Raw genomic sequence first — 15,761 nt, 5'->3', positions numbered from 1 at the left:
GATTTGGAGCCACCAAACCTTCGCCACCGCGCCTTGCTCTCAAGGCTCTCAATGGGCTCAGTAGATCAACGAATTAACCAGACGGGACACTAGCCGGCGCGACGCCGGAACAGCGGCTGGTCATTGTCGGTAGCCGCCTGATAGGTGTTGCTGAAAAAGTTCAGACACCGGGCCGCCTTGGAGATGTCCTTGTCAGGCCGCAGGGCATAGCTGTCGAACCCGCACCGCTTCATGAACTGCAGCTGATCCAGCAGCACGTCTCCTATGGCCCTCAGTTCTCCCTGATAACCGTAACGTTCCCGCAGCAGGCGGGCGGTGCTGTAGCCACGGCCATCGCTGAACTTCGGGAAGTTGACGGCGATCAGTGGCAGTTTGCTGACCACCTCCGCAAGCAGGTGTGGCTCTTCATGGCTTTCCAGCCAGACGCCCACGCCGGCTTTGCCCAGGAAGCGGTCCTTGCCCGCCAGCCACAGTTCTGCCGGGATCAGGCAGTTGCCATCAGGCAGAACCAGCGACTCGCCCTCAGCCGGGTGGGCAACCACAGTCCAGTCGTCGGCACGAATGCTGCCGTCCTGGTTGACGATATCAGGCATAGACACTCTCCTTGAACGGCTCGATTCCGATGCGACGATAGGTGTCGAGGAATTCTTCTTCCCCGGTACGGCGCTCAACGAAGACATTGACCAGCTTTTCGATCACATCCGGCATGGCGTCAGCGGCGAATGATGGCCCCAGAATCTTGCCAATGGCCGCATCGTTCCGGGACGAGCCGCCGAGGCTGATCTGATAGAACTCCTGGCCCTTCTTGTCGACGCCCAATACCCCGATGTGGCCCACATGGTGATGACCGCAGGCGTTCATACAGCCGGATATATTGAGGTCAATGTTGCCCAGATCGTACAGGAAATCCAGGTTGTCAAAGCGGCGCTGGATCGATTCGGCGATAGGAATCGACTTGGCATTGGCGAGGGCGCAATAGTCCCCGCCGGGGCAGCAGATAACATCGGTCAGGGTGTTCAGGTTGGCCGTTGCAAAACCGATGGGGCGCAGTGCCTGCCAGAGGGCGAACAGCTGATCCTGGCGTACGTCTGCCAAAACCACGTTCTGCTCATGGGTCACCCGCACTTCACCAAAGCTGAATTCGTCCGCGAGGTCGGCGATCTGTTCCAGCTGACGATCTGAGACGTCGCCGGGGGGAACGCCGGTCTTCTTCACGGTCAGGGTGACAATGGCGTAGCCGGGCTTCTTGTGGGTATTGGTATTGCGGGTTACCCAGTTGTCGAAGGCCCGGCTTTCACCGCGGGCTTCTGTCAGTGCCGCCGGATTATTTTCCAGCGCCTGATAGTCTGGCTCGGTGAAAAACCGCTGTATGTTCTGGATCGCATCCGGAGTCAGCCGGGTCGGGGAGTCCTTGATGTGTTGCCACTCCTCCTCGACACGCTCGGCGAAGCCTTCCGGCGTCAGTGCCTTCACCAGGATCTTGATGCGTGCCTTGTACTTGTTGTCCCGACGCCCATAGCGGTTGTAGACCCGCAGGACCGCCTCCAGATAGGTCAACAGATCCAGCTCCGGCAGAAACTCGCGGATCACCGGTCCCACCATGGGCGTACGACCAAGGCCACCACCCACGTGCACGCGGAAGCCCAGCTCGCCGGACTCATTACGAACCAGTTGCAGGCCAATGTCGTGGACCTGAATGGCAGCGCGGTCAGTGTGTGCGCTGGCGTTCACCGCAACCTTGAACTTGCGGGGCAGGAACGCGAATTCCGGGTGGTAGGTGGACCACTGCCGGATAATTTCACAGTAGGGTCGTGGGTCTGCAAGCTCGTCGTCCTGAACGCCGGCGAACTGATCGGTGGTGGTGTTGCGGATACAGTTGCCACTGGTCTGGTTTGCGTGCATTTCCACTTCCGCCAGTTCAGCCAGAATGTCCGGAACATCTTCCAGGTTCGGCCAGTTCAGCTGCACATTCTGGCGAGTGGTGAAGTGCGCATAGCCCTTGTCGTAGTCACGGCTGATACGGGCGAGGCGGCGCAACTGCACGGAACGCATCATGCCATAGGGTACGCAGATGCGAAGCATCGGTGCCAACCGCTGCACATAGAGGCCATTCTGCAGCCGAAGGGGCAGAAACTCGTCTTCAGCAAGTTCTCCGGCGAGCGCCCGTTGGGTCTGGTCACGGAACTGGTCTACACGCTCTGCCAGAATCTGCCGGTCGTGTTCGTCATAAACGTACATAGTGTAACGTCCTGGTATTGGCTATAAAGGCTGATGGGCGGCAGGATAGCATCGAGCCTATATTTCCAAAACGATTATTTCCAAATATGGTAATCGATTTTAGCGATAAGCAGGGCCGTTGCGCCGGGGTTTTCCAGAAGCTGTACCGCCAATTCGGAGGATTGGCCAACAGCCCCGGGCGGCCTGGTTGGCGTAGCGGGTCAGCAGACTGGACTTGGGCGTTGGCTTCGCATAAATTATGGCCTTGAATTGTCAGGGCGCCGTGCCCGGTGCCGAACAACAAAAACCAACCGGAGAGATTCCATGAAAAAAAGCACCATGAGTGACAGTGCTGTAGATGCTGTTGCGTTCACCCTGATCGTGGCACTGGTTGTTGCTTTCGCTGTTACCTGGATCGCAACCCGCTGACCCGTGTAAGCCGGCGCTACTCCCCTGGCGCCGGTTACCCCTGTCCATCGACAGGAAATCAGGGCCTCCCTGGCCTGCCTCGCTTCCTTTCAATCTGTTAGCTGCCCGACAGCACCCACTTGACGATCAGCATCAGCGTAACCACGAATCCAGCGGTAAAAACGATGCCCACGATGATGTAGGGCCAGGGACTGCCACTGGTGAAGTCTTCTTCGTGACGCTTGCTGGACTGAACACCAAGTGCCCCTGCCAGTACGCTTTGGAAAACCTTCAGCAGGCCTGGCGGCTTGCGGTTCTGAGTGTCAGGCGCATTGCCGTTTTTGTTATGGTCTGTCATGGCCGTTCTCGTCGTGTCGTTGGATGTGCTGTGTTCATTCAGCCGGATCGTAGGCGAGGCTGGGGGCGAGCCAGCGCTCAGCGTCAGCTTTCGACAGACCCTTGCGCTCGGCATAGTCTGTAACCTGATCCTTGCCGATCTTGCCTACTGAAAAATACTTTGATTCGGGGTGCGCAAAATACCAGCCCGACACGGCCGCAGCCGGGAACATGGCAAAGCTCTCTGTCAGCTCAAGGCCAGCATTTTCCGGAGCCTGCAGCAGTTCGAACAGGGCCGCTTTCTCGGTATGATCCGGGCAGGCGGGATAGCCGGGAGCCGGGCGGATGCCTTTGTAACGTTCGCGGATCAGCTCGTTGTTATCCAGCGTTTCATCCGGATCATAGCCCCACAACTCCTTTCTGACCCGCTGATGCATGCATTCAGCGAAGGCTTCAGCCAGTCGGTCGGCCAGGGCCTTCACCATGATGGCGTTGTAATCATCGTTGGCGTCCTTGAACTCCACCGAAAATTCCTCAGCGCCAATGCCGGTTGTGACTGCAAAGCCACCGACATAATCGCAACGTCCGGACTCTTCCGGCAACACGAAATCCGACAGCGCCATCATCGGTTTGCCTGGCGCCTTGTCATCCTGCTGGCGCAGGTGGTGGAGCACCATCAGTTCTTCCTGACGACTTTCATCGGTATAAAGCACCAGGTCGTCGCCACGACGATTGGCCGGCCAGAAACCGATCACGCCGCGGGCCTCAATGCGCTTTTCGTCGATCATCCGGCGCAGGATTTTCTGGCCATCCTCGAACAGCGAGCGGGCCGCCTCGCCCCGTTTCGGATCCTTGAACACGTCCGGGTATTTGCCGGCGATGTCCCAGGAAATAAAGAACGGTGTCCAGTCGATGAAGTCCACCAGTTCGTTCAGATCATAGGACTCGAACCTGCGCAGTCCCAGGAAGGTGGGACGGGTAGGGGTATAGTCGTCATAATTGATGGCCGGTGCGCGCTCGCGGGCTTCACTGAGTGAGACCAGTTTGGTGCGCTCACCCCGGTGTTTGCGACGCTCCCTGATTTCCTCGTACTCGGTGCGAATACCCTGGATATAATCCGGCTTGGCGGTTTTGCTGAGTAGGGTCGAGGCCACATTGACGCAGCGGGAGGCGTCAGACACGTAAAGAGCGACGTCATTCTTGTAGTGGGGTTCAATCTTGACCGCAGTGTGGGCCTTGGAGGTGGTGGCACCGCCAATCATCAGCGGCACATGGAAGTCCAGTCGCTGCATTTCCCGGGCAACATGGACCATTTCGTCCAGCGACGGAGTAATCAGGCCGCTGAGGCCGATAATGTCTACCTTCTCACGCTTCGCGGTTTCCAGAATCTTCTCGCAGGGAACCATGACGCCAAGGTCGATCACCTCGTAGTTGTTGCACTGCAGCACCACGCCGACGATGTTCTTGCCAATATCGTGAACGTCACCCTTGACCGTGGCCATCAGTATCTTGCCCTTGGCCTGCTGTTCGCCGGACTTTTCTGCTTCGATAAAGGGAATCAGATGGGCCACCGCCTGCTTCATGACCCGGGCGCTTTTGACCACCTGGGGCAGGAACATCTTGCCATCGCCGAACAGGTCGCCCACCACGTTCATGCCTTCCATCAAGGGCCCTTCGATGACCTCGATAGGGCGGTTGGCTTCCAGACGGCAGGCTTCGGTGTCTTCGATGATGAAGTTGGTGATGCCCTTGACCAGGGCGTGTTCAAGGCGTTTTTTCACCGGCCATTCACGCCAGGCAAGATCTTCCTCGCGGGCTTTGCCGCCCTGGTTCTTGAAGCGCTCGGCAATTTCCAGAAGCCGGTCGGTGGAATCCTGACGACGGTTCAGGACCACATCCTCAACCAGTTCTTTCAGTTCAGGCTCGATCTCGTCGTAAATCACCAGCTGCCCGGGATTCACAATGCCCATGTTCATGCCGGCCTTGATGGCGTGATACAGGAACACGGAGTGGATCGCTTCCCGCACCGCATCGTTACCGCGGAACGAGAAGGAGACGTTACTGACGCCACCGGAAATGGAGGCGTGGGGCAGATTCTCACGAATCCAGCGGGTGGCGTTGATGAAGTCGACTGCGTAGTTGTTATGCTCTTCAATACCGGTGGCAATGGCAAAGATATTGGGATCAAAGATGATATCCGCCGGATTGAAGCCGATGCCCACCAGAGTGTCGTAGGAGCGCTTGCAGATCTGGATCTTGCGTTCGTAGGTATCCGCCTGGCCGTCCTCATCAAAGGCCATGACCACGACCGCAGCGCCATAACGCATACAGTCCCGGGCACGCTTGAGAAACTCTTCCTCACCCTCTTTCAGGCTGATGGAGTTGACTACCGACTTGCCCTGCACGCAGCGTAGACCCGCTTCGATGACTTCCCATTTTGAGGAATCCAGCATGATGGGCACGCGGGAGATATCAGGCTCGGAGGCGACCAGATTCAGGAAGGTAACCATGACCTCCTTCGAGTCCAGCATGCCTTCGTCCATGTTGATATCAATGATCTGGGCGCCGTTTTCCACCTGATCCCGGGCCACACTGAGGGCTTCTTCGTACTGCTCCTCCTTGATAAGCCGGAGAAAGCGTTTGGAGCCGGTCACGTTGGTGCGCTCACCCACGTTGATAAACAGCGTGTTTTCGTCACCGGTGAAGGGCTCCAGGCCGGCCAGGCGCAGCACTTTCGGGCGCTCCGGGAGCTTGCGGGGCGGGTACTTCGAGACCGCTGCCGCAACCGCGGCAATGTGGTCCGGACGGGAGCCGCAACAGCCGCCGATGATGTTAAGGAAGCCTTCCCGGGCAAAGTCCTCAATGATGGCTGCCATTTCCTCGGGGGTCTGGTCGTATTCGCCAAACTCGTTGGGCAGACCGGCATTGGGGTGGGCGCTGACCAGGGTTTCCGCCTTGTTGGAGAGTTCCTCCACATAAGGGCGCAGCGCATCGGCACCCAGCGCGCAGTTCAGGCCCACGGAAAACGGCCGTGAATGGGCAACGGAATTCCAGAAAGCTTCGGTGGTCTGGCCGGAAAGGGTGCGGCCCGAGGCATCGGTAATGGTGCCGGAAATCATGATGGGCAACTCAATGCCGCTGTCTTCGAAATACTGCTGGGTGGCGTAGATTGCGGCTTTCGCATTGAGCGTGTCGAAGATGGTTTCAATCAGGATCAGGTCGCAGCCGCCGTCCACCAGGCCACCGACGGCCTCATAGTAGTTGTCCACCAGGGTCTGGAAGTCCACATTGCGGAAGCCCGGGTTGTTGACATCCGGTGACATGGAGGCGGTGCGGGAGGTGGGCCCCACGGCACCGGCCACAAAGCGGGGTTTGTCCGGATTCAGCGCGGTAAATTCATCAGCCACTTCGCGGGCAAGGCGGGCCGATTCGACGTTCAGCTCCCGGGCAATGGCCTCCAGACCGTAATCTGCCTGGGATACCTGCGTGGAGTTGAAGGTATTGGTCTCAATTATATCCGCGCCGGCTTCCAGATAATCCGCATGAATGCGCTTCAGCAGCGCACGCTGGGTCAGGCAGAGCAGGTCGTTGTTGCCTTTGACTTCCCGATCATAATCGGCAAACCGTTCGCCACGGAACGCGGCTTCGTCCAGTTTTTCGTTCTGGATCATGGTGCCCATACCACCATCAAGAATCAGAATACGTTCTCTTGCGGCCTGGTGAAGCTGGGCGAGTCGGGTTGCACGGTCAGTCATAGTCAGATGAATCCGAAAGTCAGAGGAAGTCTTGATAATCTGGCGACGGGGCAAAGCCCGGTCAGCCGCTCATGGTACCAAAGTCCGGGCGTAAGGTCTCATCACCTGGCGCAGGGTTCGTCTACTCTTCACCTTCTGAGCGGTTCCCGCAAAGCCGGCGCTATGGCACAGATAAAGTCTGACTATTTTACTTGGTCTTTCATGTTCAGACGATCTCCATTAAAATGGACCTACATTTACAATACAGGTTGATGAAATGGCATTGGTAACCGTTACTGATTCCGCGAGAGACTACCTGGCAGAGCTGATTGGCAAGCAGGATGTCGAGGGCATGGGCGTCCGGATTTTTGTCACCCAGCCGGGCACCAAGCATGCGGAAACCTGCCTGGCCTATTGTCCGCCCAACGAAATCGTCCCGACCGATGAGCAGGTGGACCTGACCAAATTTACGCTGTATCTGGATCACAATTCGGTGCCGTTCCTGGAAGAGGCCTATGTGGACTACTCCAAGGACCAGATGGGAGGCCAGCTCACCATCAAGGCACCCAACGCCAAAGTGCCGAAAATTGATGACGACGCGCCGTTGAATGATCGTATCAATTACGTTCTGGCGTCCGAGATCAACCCCGGACTTGCCTCCCACGGCGGTGAGGTGTCCCTGGTGGAAGTGGTGGACGAGTCGGTTGCTGTACTGCGGTTCGGGGGCGGCTGCCAGGGTTGCAGTGCCGTCAGTCTGACACTCAAGCAGGGCGTTGAAACCACGCTGAAAGAGCGGGTTCCGGAGATTTCCGCCGTTCGTGATGTCACCGACCATTCGGTCAAGGAAAACGCTTACTACCAGTAACCGTGTTTCCCGTTTGATCCTGAAAGCTCCGGCCGGGCGTTTAGCCCTCCGGGGCTTTTTTATTGCAGGCGCGCCGGAGCGCTTTCGGTGGTTCGGATCAGAGGCAATTGGTGGGGCGGGGCAAGCCGGCAATGCGGCAGGCAGTTTTTGCCGGAGTGCCGGGAAATAACTGCATGAGGTAGATGCTGTTGCCTTTATCTTCGCCCAGCTGCTCTTTTACAGCCTTTACGAACAGTCGGTTTGATGGAGGAGAAACTTCATGTGCTTTATAAAATAATCGAAGCAATTCTATGATTTCCCAATGATTATCGGAAAGATCAATGTTGCTTTCCCGGGCAATGGCGATAGCGGTTTCCGGCGCCCAGTCAGCCGCATTCTCCAGAAAACCTTCGCTGTTTCGTGGTGGTAGTGACATTGGATTACCAACTGATGATTCGGGTGTGGCTTGCTGTCAGGGCTGCCAGTGCAGGGTAGTCCAGCGCAGTTTCGGGCCGCTCAGGGTTGATGCCCCGGGCCTGACAATCCGCCAGACTGACGACGCAGGTTGCCGGCAGTACCAGTTGACAGTTTTTGAGGGCGATCACCGCGTTCTCTATCAGGACCAGTTTGTCGCCATTAGCCAGAGCGGCCAGGCAGGCTGCGAACCTGGGGTGCTCCGGACTTTTGTTCAGCAGGTGAAGTGTCGCGCTCATAGCTGGATGACCTGGTGATACTGGCGGTAAAGTTCAGGACTGATGGTGACCGGCTGACTGCCTGCGGGCAGGCCCGCGGTGCTGAGGCCGAAGTCCGCCAGCGCCACCGTATCGGCGAGCAGGGCTTCAACGCCAAAGACGGTGGCCGCCCCCAGATTTTTCAGCACCGTTTTCTGACTGATAGCACTGGCATCCTGGTCTGGCGCAAGCCAGAGAACGCCACTGCTGCGAAACAGCAGACTGACCGGCCTGTCGAAGGCTGCCAGGGCAAACGCCATATCCAGTGCCTCTCGCCCCGCCCAGCTGCCGTAGGGAGGCTGATCAATAATGATCAGAACTGATGCTGTCATATCAGACGCTTCCGTTGAAATGAATCAGGCGGTCAGACTGCCCGGTGGCTTCCACCCATTCGCCGAGACCGGCAATCACAAACGGTTGCACCAGATTATGGGATGCCATGCCGTATCTTTCCTGTTCTTTCTTATCGAGGACCCCTCTGCGTAGGGCCGAAGCAATGCAGGCAGCGGCTGGCACCTGATGCTGTTGCAGGAAGTCACACCAGTGTCGGGTCCAGTTCACTTCATCGGACGGTGGAGTGATCAGGGCCGAGGCCAGCTGCACTCCATCACCATAAAGAAACACCCGGTCGATGTGGTGTCCGGCTGCCACCAGGGCTTCGGCGAAGGCCAGGGCTGTTTGTGGCGCCTGTGAGGTGTAGGGCGCTCCGGTAATCACCAGGGTATAGCTCAGGACCGCGTCCTTATGGTTTGCCTTCATGGAGGTGTTTCCGGGATTAAAGTTTCGGAAGAGTATGCCACAAAACACAAAAGCCCCGCGAAGCGGGGCTCTGTGTTACCGGTTAATGCTACCGGATGGGCACAACCGGATATCAGTCGTCGCCAAAAACGCCCAGCAGGTGCAGCAGGCTGGTGAACATGTTGTAGATGCTCAGGTACAGCCCGGTCGTGGCCATGATGTAGTTGGTTTCACCACCGTTCACAATGCGGCTGGTGTCGTACAGCATGAAACCTGACATCAGCAGAACGATCGCTGCGCTCAGGGCGAGGTGAAGAACGCTGACGTTAGCGCCCATCATGCCGGCGATGAGCCCGCCAACCATGGCCAGGATGACCACTACCATGCCAGCGAACAGGAAGCTGCGCATGAAGCTGAAGTCTTTCTTGGTGGTCAGGACATAACCGGACAGCGACAGGAAAACCAGCGCGGTACCGCCCAGGGCCTGCATGACGATGGTGCCGCCGCCGGAAAACGCCAGGTAATGAGACAGGATTGGTCCCAGAGACAGGCCTAACAAGCCGGTGAAGGCAAACACCACACCGATACCGGCAGGACTGTTCGCGGTTTTGGGCAGAACCAGCCAGATCAGGCCGAGGGAAATCAGCATGCAGACAATGCCCACACCGTGGCTCAGGCCGATAGCCATCGAGATGCCTGCGGTGACAGCACTGAACATCAGGGTCATGGCAAGCAATGCGTAGGTATTACGCAGAACCTTCATGGCATCGGCGCTGATACCCGTACCGGTTTGAGAAGAGGAATAGGCTCCCTGATTCTGCTGGACGTTAAAACGTCTGTTTTCCATCATTATCTCCGATTACATGCTTCGCTGAGGAAATGAACTTTCTACTCACCATCATAATGGCGAAGGGAGTACTTTCAAACCATTAGGACCACAATTCAGGCCCGGGGTTCAATAAAGATCAAAAGATTACGTTCCGGTAATGTATTTGGGCGTTATTTGATCCGATGTTGTCTATTCAGGCCCGTCGTCGGGTACAGGCGTTGCCTGGCAAAACGTACAATCTCCCAGATCAACGGTTGCACCGCCGGTTTCCACATAACGGATATGGTGCCGGGCTCTGCCGCGATTGGCTGACACCGAGAACCTCTGGTTGTCCCGGACCCTATCCGGCACAGGGGGCTGGGGCTGCTCTGGTTTCGATTCCTGGGTATCCGGTAACCTGGCCATGGCGGATTCTCCTGATATTCACACAACGAGTGTCGGACATTCTGCCATATTGGCGACTCGTTGACATACGCTGCCCAGAATCATTCCGTCGGTATCGCTGTGGGTGCCCCTGGAACCAATGACGATCAGGTCGACATCCCGTTCGCGGGCAAACTGGATAATGACCCGCGAAGGACGACCGCCTTTGACAAACCCCCTGACGCCGTGGGCTCCACATTGTATGGCAAATTGCTTGGCGTATTCGACCACGTCCCGGGCATACTCGGACAGCGCCTGATCGGGAATTTGTAGTTCCTGGGGACGTACCATCGACAAGGATGCCTCAAACAGACTGTGATGCTTGTATACACAGAGCAGAATAAGCTCTGCCCCGGTCAGTTTCTGCAGGCCTACGGCCTTTTCAAGCGCGTCCAGCGCGGGTTTCGAGCCATCAACGGCTACCAGTATGCGTCTGAACATGTGTTCCTCCTTTGCTCTCGCCGGTCATTGCCTTGACTGATTTCCGGTTTTTCCTAGCGGAAGGCCAGGTCCCGCAGGAATAGTGCAATCTGGGGAAAGGCAATTATCAGCCCCGCCGCGGCAATCAGCATGAAAATAAAAGGTGGTGTTCCCCGGATCACTTCCCAGTAAGGGCGCTTGAATATGGCAATAGCTGTGAATATGTCGCAGCCGAAAGGTGGTGTGGCTGAGCCTATGGCGACCTGAAGGGTGATCAGCACACCCACCAGCACTGGATCGAGCCCTGTTGCCGCAATGGCCGGAGCGAAAATGGGCGTCAGCACCAGGATCACCACAATGGGGTCAACAAACATGCAGGCAATAAAAAACGCTACGCAAATCATCACCAGCACACCAACCGGCCCGGCTTCACTGATGCCTACCGCGTCGAGAATGGCCTGCGGAATCTGTGCAAAGGAGATAATCCAGGAAAAACCATTACCCACCGCTACCAGAATGAACACGACCGCAGTGATCAGACCAGTGGATTTGGCGATTCGATAGATATCGACGGCTTTGAGTGACCTGAAGATGATGAATTCCAGAATAAAGGCGTAGAGAACGCACACTGCGGCCGCCTCAGTCGGGCTGAAAATACCGCCGTAAATACCACCGACAATGATGACCGGAAAAAACAGTGGCCAGATCGCCCGCTGAACCGATGTGCCTCGTTCCCGCCAGCTGGATTTTGCCTCGGTGGGGACGTTGTGGCGATAGGCATAGATCAGGCAATAGATCGAAAACATCAGCAGGATCAGCAGTCCGGGACCGACGCCGGCGATAAAGAGTTCGGCAATGGAGGTCTCGGAGATGACCCCGTAAATGATCATGCCGATACTGGGCGGAATCAGGAAGGCAATATCACTGGCGTTGATAATCAGCGCGAGCGTGAAGGAATCGGAATAACCGGCCTTGAGCATTTTCGGTCGTAACGGCGAGCCTACAGCCACCACCGTGGCCTGGGTAGAACCGGAAACCGCGCCGAACAGGGTGCAGGAGGTGGCGGTACTGATTGCCAGGCCACCTTTGATGTGACCAATAAACGCCATCACCATGGCGATCAGCCGGTCCGCGGACTGGCCCCGGGTCATGATATCGGCGGCAAGGATAAACATGGGCACAGCAATCAACGAGGCCGGGCGAATTCCGCCCATCATCTGCTGGACAAAAGTTCCCATCTGTCCGAACCCGTCAAACGTCATGTAGAAGCCGACCAGCGAGGCAGTAATCAGGGGAATCATCATCGGGAAGCCCAGCAGCAGCAGCACGATCATGATCGTCATCAGGGTTATGGCCATGATAATTCCTTGTTCTTTTTTACACTCCGCGAAACCGTCAGCACTGCAGATCATGCCGACCAGTCAGTCCGCGCTGGCAGTCAGACTTCGGATTCCGTGTCGGCGTAGCCGTCGACGACTCCCGTAGACAGGTATACGTCTTTTGATGTCAGATTTTTTATGCCGGTAAGGAAGTACTGGATACCGGTAATGGCAAAGCCAAGAGGGACCCACAGGTAAATGGTCCATACCGGAATGCTGAGTGCAGGCAAAATCCGGCCTCTGCTGTACAGGGTCATGATGTATTCATAAGCGTAGTAACAGAGGAAAAACATGATTGCCGATGTGACGAATGAAATCAGAACCATCAGGGCTTTTCTTCCGGCCACCGGCAGCGTGTCATAAATGGCGGACATGCGGACATGCGGATATGGCGGCCATGGCGGGCGGCATAACCCAGGCCGGCAAACGTAATCATGATAATCAGGATGCGATTGATCTCGCCGGAAAAGAACAGTCCTTTACCGAAACCGAACCGGGCGATGACATTGATGCAGGTGTTGAGCGCCATCAGGATCACACCTGAAGCCAGTATCACGGCCTCCACCTTGCTGATGGCTACGTCTATGGTACCCAGCACTCCGGGTAATCCGGACTGGTAGCCTGTGGCTTCATCCGGTTCTGTGGCAGGCTCGTTCATGGCGATTTCCCATTGAGTGGTTCTGAAAACAATCCGGAACCCTGGCTTGCGGCTCCGGATTGTCATTCCCGGCAACGAGCTGCCGGGGCGCCAGATTTACTGCACGGCTTCCAGGTCTGCCTTGAACTGGTCCAGCAACTGCTGGCCGCTGTCGCCGGTCATTTCGATGAAGCGTTCCTCAACCTGTGGTGAGCGCTCGCGAAAGGCTTCGATCTGCTTCTCGTCAAGACGGGTAACCGTAACCTTGTCACTGGCTTCGGTGATCTTCGCCAGCGCTTCGTCTGCCAGTCCATCAATGTGCTCGATGATTTCTTCGAACGCATAATCGGCGGCATCCCGCACCAACTGCTGCTCTTCTTCGGAAAGCCCGTTGAAGAAGTCCTGGTTGGCCATCATCGCGGTGGTGAACCAGCCATGGCCGGTAAAGATCAGGTTCGGAGACACCTCATAAAGGCCGCCAGATTCGATCCAGAAAATGGGATTTTCCTGGCCATCGATCATGTTGGTCTGCAGCGCACCATAGACCTCACCCCAGGGCAGTGGCGTTGGTACGGCGCCGAACGCCTCATAGGTAGCAGACAACAGCGGATTGGTCATCACCCGGATTTTCTTGTTGCTGAATTCTTCCGGTGAAGTGATCGGCTCGTCGGCCGTGACCACCATTTCACCTTCCGGGTACATTTTCAGCAGTTCCAGGCCCTGCTCGGCGTATAGCTTCGGGAAGTTCTCGTTAATGGCCTGACTTTCGCGGAAGAAGGTGATCACCGTCTCCATATCGGTGGGCATCAGGTAAGGAATAAAGAAGATCTGGGCTTCCGGGATCAGTGAACCGGTAAAGCCGGGAGACTGATTCACGAACTGCAGGATACCCGCCTGGGTCTGCTCCATGATGTCGTCAGATTCGCCAAGCTCACCAAAGCGGAAAACCTGAACGTTATGATCGGAGTTCTCTTCGACATATTCCTTGAACTTGTGCGCGTACACATCCTGTACGTCGCCGTCGTATTCCTCGTGGGCGTAACGCCAGGTATCAGCATACGCCAGATTGACCACACTCATGGCGGCCAGCGACAGGCAGGAAGCACCCACCAGTTTCCTGAGAGTTTTGTTCTTCGTCATGCCTTCATCTCCATCGTCCTTCGAGAGGCACGGCTGGGGTCTGACCGGCTTTATTATTCTCTAAGTGGCCTGCCGTCCGGGTGCGAAAAGATCCGAAACCAGCCGTGGCTAATTGATTAACGCTATTTAAGACTGACAAAAGACCGCGAATAAGGCAAGGAAGCATCGCCATTAACCGCTCATAACCAGAATAAGGTGAACACAGAAATGGATCACTGAAAGCTGGATTTGAAGTACTGTATATTTGTGCGACATTTCATTTGGTTCCCTCAACGGTAGTATCCCTAATCCGGTGTGAAGTCCGGAAATGTGCTCTTCGTTTCGCTGTTCAATAAGGTCTGCCAACCATCATGGATGTGTATTTTCTGGTGTTACCCGATGTTCACCTGTTGGATATGTCCGGTCCGGTGCAGGCCATTCATGAAACCAACGAGCTCCATGGCGTCCGCTTCAACATGCATTTCATTAGCGTAGCCGAGCAGGTTGCCAGCTGGCAGGGGTTGTCACTGGCAAGACTTGAACCCTTGCCTGAAACCATTGGTGCCGACAGTCTGGTGATGGTTTGTGGAATGAAACTGACCGATGGCTCCCGCGAAACGGCGGCGGACCCGGTTCTGGTGCGCTGGTTGCAGTCGGTTCACCATCAGGGCGTGAAACTCGCCGGCATCTGCACCGGCGCTTTCGTGCTGGGGGAGGCGGGTTTGCTGAATGGCCGCCGCTGTACCACCCACCACCGCCTGCTCAATCAGCTGCGCTTCAGGTTTCCTGAGGCCGAAGTGATTCCGGAACGGATCTTTGTGGAGGATGGCAATCTTTACACCTCTGCAGGTGTGACCGCCGGCATTGATCTGACCCTGCATCTGATCAGCCAGCTTCGCGGTGCCAGGGAAGCCGTCGATACCGCCAGAGAGCTGGTGGTGTTCGCCCGCAGAATGGCCGACGACCCGCAGATATCCTTGCACTTCCGCAATCGCAATCATGTCAGCCCACTGATCCATGAAGTACAGGATGTCCTCGCCAGAAACCTGTGTCAGCCGGTCACCGTGGCGCGCCTGGCGGAGCGTTTCCGGGTATCACCCCGACATCTACAGCGACTGTTCCGGGCCAGTACTGGCGTGTCCATCAAGAGTTACCTTACCGACCTCAGGCTTGGAAGGGCATCTGAACTGCTGGCGCTGACCAATGACTCCGTGGAACTGGTGGCGGAAAAATCCGGCTTTCAGAGCACCCGATCGTTTCGCGACGCCTGGCTCAAACGATACGGCACCTCACCAAGCGGTATGCGTAACCAGCTGAAAATGAATGCCGGGGTTATGGACGTTTCCTGATAGTCATGGCCTGCTGTTGCGAGCAGGATTGGTCTTCAGCGACGAGAAACGTCCCCGGACGAATCCGGGGTCAGGGTGGCACTGAAAAACCCGGCGATTCGTTCAAGGGCATTGTTCGTTGCGACCGGGTTATAGCGTATCCGCACATCGCCACCTTTGCCTCTGTAGGCGTATGGATCGAAGAACAGACTTTCCGGGGCCCTGCGGTCAAAGGCATGGGTCGCATCCGGCAACTGGACCAGGTCGATCTTTGGTTGCTCAGATTCGTCCAGGTTGCCGACAAGCTGCTCACAGTCGTTCGGGGCATCGTAGTCGTCATCGGCACCGCTGATGATCAATAATCGTGAGGCCCGGACCTGTGTCAGGTCATATCCGGGGACCCGGTTATAGCCCCAGCAGACCGGGTAGAGCGCGGCCATCGAATTAAAGCCCGGTGCGTTTGTTGCGGAGGCGTCTTCTGCCGCCGCCAGCATGGCAACTACCCCGCCCCAGGAAAAACCCATCAGACCGATCCGCTCAGGGTCGATGTCCGGGCGCTGCTGCAGGTAGCCTAGCGCCGCGAACGCATCACCAAGGGTGTCACGGACGTGTTTGGGC

At 56.7% G+C, this 15,761-nt stretch carries 18 protein-coding genes; 2 read left to right on the top strand and 16 right to left on the bottom strand.

What is annotated here, in order from left to right; translation table 11 throughout:
- Window positions 1-89: 89 nt before the first annotated feature.
- From AAC035_RS08890 to metH, 4 genes are all read right to left on the bottom strand, one after another.
- Entirely contained in the window at window positions 90-593 is a 504-nt protein-coding gene (locus AAC035_RS08890; RefSeq protein WP_339802738.1) for a DUF934 domain-containing protein, read from the bottom strand.
- A complete protein-coding gene (locus tag AAC035_RS08885; RefSeq protein WP_339802735.1) occupies window positions 586-2,238 on the bottom strand; it encodes a nitrite/sulfite reductase in 1,653 nt (550 codons plus the stop codon). Before AAC035_RS08885 ends, AAC035_RS08890 begins: the two co-directional genes overlap by 8 nt.
- Before the next feature lie 505 nt (window positions 2,239-2,743).
- Entirely contained in the window at window positions 2,744-2,983 is a 240-nt protein-coding gene (locus AAC035_RS08880; protein WP_339802731.1) for a DUF2970 domain-containing protein, read from the bottom strand.
- A gap of 34 nt (window positions 2,984-3,017) precedes the next feature.
- Complete coding sequence (gene metH, locus AAC035_RS08875; RefSeq protein ID WP_339802729.1) at window positions 3,018-6,716, bottom strand: methionine synthase; 3,699 nt, start codon at window positions 6,714-6,716, stop codon at window positions 3,018-3,020.
- 256 nt (window positions 6,717-6,972) lie between these two features.
- Here metH and nfuA point away from each other — a divergent pair, with 256 nt between their 5' ends.
- The gene (gene nfuA / locus AAC035_RS08870) at window positions 6,973-7,560 is read left to right on the top strand and encodes a Fe-S biogenesis protein NfuA (protein WP_339802727.1); all 588 of its coding nucleotides are present in this window, start codon (window positions 6,973-6,975) and stop codon (window positions 7,558-7,560) included.
- A gap of 97 nt (window positions 7,561-7,657) precedes the next feature.
- Here the strand turns inward: nfuA and AAC035_RS08865 are convergent, their stop codons facing one another.
- The 11 genes from AAC035_RS08865 to dctP all read right to left on the bottom strand — a co-directional run bounded on the left by AAC035_RS08865 (window position 7,658) and on the right by dctP (window position 13,836).
- The gene (locus AAC035_RS08865) at window positions 7,658-7,975 is read right to left on the bottom strand and encodes a TusE/DsrC/DsvC family sulfur relay protein (RefSeq protein WP_339802724.1); all 318 of its coding nucleotides are present in this window, start codon (window positions 7,973-7,975) and stop codon (window positions 7,658-7,660) included.
- Window positions 7,976-7,979: 4 nt separating this feature from the next.
- Complete coding sequence (tusB, locus tag AAC035_RS08860; RefSeq protein WP_339802721.1) at window positions 7,980-8,252, bottom strand: sulfurtransferase complex subunit TusB; 273 nt, start codon at window positions 8,250-8,252, stop codon at window positions 7,980-7,982.
- Window positions 8,249-8,602 (bottom strand): DsrE family protein, encoded by a 354-nt coding sequence (locus AAC035_RS08855; RefSeq protein WP_339802718.1) that lies wholly within the window; start codon window positions 8,600-8,602, stop codon window positions 8,249-8,251. The genes tusB and AAC035_RS08855 overlap by 4 nt, the downstream gene beginning before the upstream one ends.
- Window position 8,603: 1 nt before the next feature.
- The gene (gene tusD, locus AAC035_RS08850; RefSeq protein WP_339802715.1) at window positions 8,604-9,029 is read right to left on the bottom strand and encodes a sulfurtransferase complex subunit TusD; all 426 of its coding nucleotides are present in this window, start codon (window positions 9,027-9,029) and stop codon (window positions 8,604-8,606) included.
- A gap of 112 nt (window positions 9,030-9,141) precedes the next feature.
- Window positions 9,142-9,771, bottom strand: coding sequence for a Bax inhibitor-1/YccA family protein (locus tag AAC035_RS08845; RefSeq protein ID WP_339802741.1), 630 nt, complete (start codon window positions 9,769-9,771; stop codon window positions 9,142-9,144).
- A gap of 255 nt (window positions 9,772-10,026) precedes the next feature.
- On the bottom strand, window positions 10,027-10,242 hold the full coding sequence (locus tag AAC035_RS08840; RefSeq protein ID WP_339802713.1) for a hypothetical protein: 216 nt from the start codon (window positions 10,240-10,242) through the stop codon (window positions 10,027-10,029).
- A gap of 18 nt (window positions 10,243-10,260) precedes the next feature.
- Window positions 10,261-10,701, bottom strand: coding sequence for a universal stress protein (locus AAC035_RS08835; RefSeq protein WP_339802710.1), 441 nt, complete (start codon window positions 10,699-10,701; stop codon window positions 10,261-10,263).
- A 53-nt stretch (window positions 10,702-10,754) separates the two neighbouring features.
- Window positions 10,755-12,038 (bottom strand): TRAP transporter large permease, encoded by a 1,284-nt coding sequence (locus AAC035_RS08830; protein ID WP_339802706.1) that lies wholly within the window; start codon window positions 12,036-12,038, stop codon window positions 10,755-10,757.
- A gap of 80 nt (window positions 12,039-12,118) precedes the next feature.
- The gene (locus AAC035_RS08825) at window positions 12,119-12,385 is read right to left on the bottom strand and encodes a hypothetical protein (protein ID WP_339802704.1); all 267 of its coding nucleotides are present in this window, start codon (window positions 12,383-12,385) and stop codon (window positions 12,119-12,121) included.
- Window positions 12,385-12,717: a TRAP transporter small permease subunit gene (locus AAC035_RS08820; protein WP_339802702.1), complete on the bottom strand. Its 333-nt coding sequence runs from the start codon at window positions 12,715-12,717 to the stop codon at window positions 12,385-12,387. Before AAC035_RS08820 ends, AAC035_RS08825 begins: the two co-directional genes overlap by 1 nt.
- A 96-nt stretch (window positions 12,718-12,813) precedes the next feature.
- Window positions 12,814-13,836, bottom strand: coding sequence for a TRAP transporter substrate-binding protein DctP (dctP, locus tag AAC035_RS08815; protein WP_339802699.1), 1,023 nt, complete (start codon window positions 13,834-13,836; stop codon window positions 12,814-12,816).
- Window positions 13,837-14,186: 350 nt separating this feature from the next.
- Between dctP and AAC035_RS08810 the strand changes: the two genes are divergently transcribed.
- On the top strand, window positions 14,187-15,164 hold the full coding sequence (locus AAC035_RS08810; RefSeq protein WP_339802696.1) for a helix-turn-helix domain-containing protein: 978 nt from the start codon (window positions 14,187-14,189) through the stop codon (window positions 15,162-15,164).
- A gap of 35 nt (window positions 15,165-15,199) precedes the next feature.
- Here AAC035_RS08810 and AAC035_RS08805 read toward each other — a convergent pair.
- Window positions 15,200-15,761, bottom strand: a 562-nt coding sequence (locus tag AAC035_RS08805) for a dienelactone hydrolase family protein (RefSeq protein WP_339802693.1), incomplete at its 5' end; no start/stop codon positions are given.

The organism is uncultured Marinobacter sp., assembly GCF_963974375.1.
Taxonomy (GTDB): Bacteria; Pseudomonadota; Gammaproteobacteria; order Pseudomonadales; family Oleiphilaceae; genus Marinobacter.
This window is presented reverse-complemented; position numbering and strand designations above follow the sequence as displayed.

Coding starts and splice junctions, on each gene's coding strand:
- AAC035_RS08890 (WP_339802738.1), bottom strand. CDS start 593: ATGCCTGATATCGTCAACCAGGACGGCAGCATTCGTGCCGACGACTGG.
- AAC035_RS08885 (WP_339802735.1), bottom strand. CDS start 2,238: ATGTACGTTTATGACGAACACGACCGGCAGATTCTGGCAGAGCGTGTA.
- AAC035_RS08880 (WP_339802731.1), bottom strand. CDS start 2,983: ATGACAGACCATAACAAAAACGGCAATGCGCCTGACACTCAGAACCGC.
- metH (WP_339802729.1), bottom strand. CDS start 6,716: ATGACTGACCGTGCAACCCGACTCGCCCAGCTTCACCAGGCCGCAAGA.
- nfuA (WP_339802727.1), top strand. CDS start 6,973: ATGGCATTGGTAACCGTTACTGATTCCGCGAGAGACTACCTGGCAGAG.
- AAC035_RS08865 (WP_339802724.1), bottom strand. CDS start 7,975: ATGTCACTACCACCACGAAACAGCGAAGGTTTTCTGGAGAATGCGGCT.
- tusB (WP_339802721.1), bottom strand. CDS start 8,252: ATGAGCGCGACACTTCACCTGCTGAACAAAAGTCCGGAGCACCCCAGG.
- AAC035_RS08855 (WP_339802718.1), bottom strand. CDS start 8,602: ATGACAGCATCAGTTCTGATCATTATTGATCAGCCTCCCTACGGCAGC.
- tusD (WP_339802715.1), bottom strand. CDS start 9,029: ATGAAGGCAAACCATAAGGACGCGGTCCTGAGCTATACCCTGGTGATT.
- AAC035_RS08845 (WP_339802741.1), bottom strand. CDS start 9,771: ATGAAGGTTCTGCGTAATACCTACGCATTGCTTGCCATGACCCTGATG.
- AAC035_RS08840 (WP_339802713.1), bottom strand. CDS start 10,242: ATGGCCAGGTTACCGGATACCCAGGAATCGAAACCAGAGCAGCCCCAG.
- AAC035_RS08835 (WP_339802710.1), bottom strand. CDS start 10,701: ATGTTCAGACGCATACTGGTAGCCGTTGATGGCTCGAAACCCGCGCTG.
- AAC035_RS08830 (WP_339802706.1), bottom strand. CDS start 12,038: ATGGCCATAACCCTGATGACGATCATGATCGTGCTGCTGCTGCTGGGC.
- AAC035_RS08825 (WP_339802704.1), bottom strand. CDS start 12,385: ATGGTTCTGATTTCATTCGTCACATCGGCAATCATGTTTTTCCTCTGT.
- AAC035_RS08820 (WP_339802702.1), bottom strand. CDS start 12,717: ATGAACGAGCCTGCCACAGAACCGGATGAAGCCACAGGCTACCAGTCC.
- dctP (WP_339802699.1), bottom strand. CDS start 13,836: ATGACGAAGAACAAAACTCTCAGGAAACTGGTGGGTGCTTCCTGCCTG.
- AAC035_RS08810 (WP_339802696.1), top strand. CDS start 14,187: ATGGATGTGTATTTTCTGGTGTTACCCGATGTTCACCTGTTGGATATG.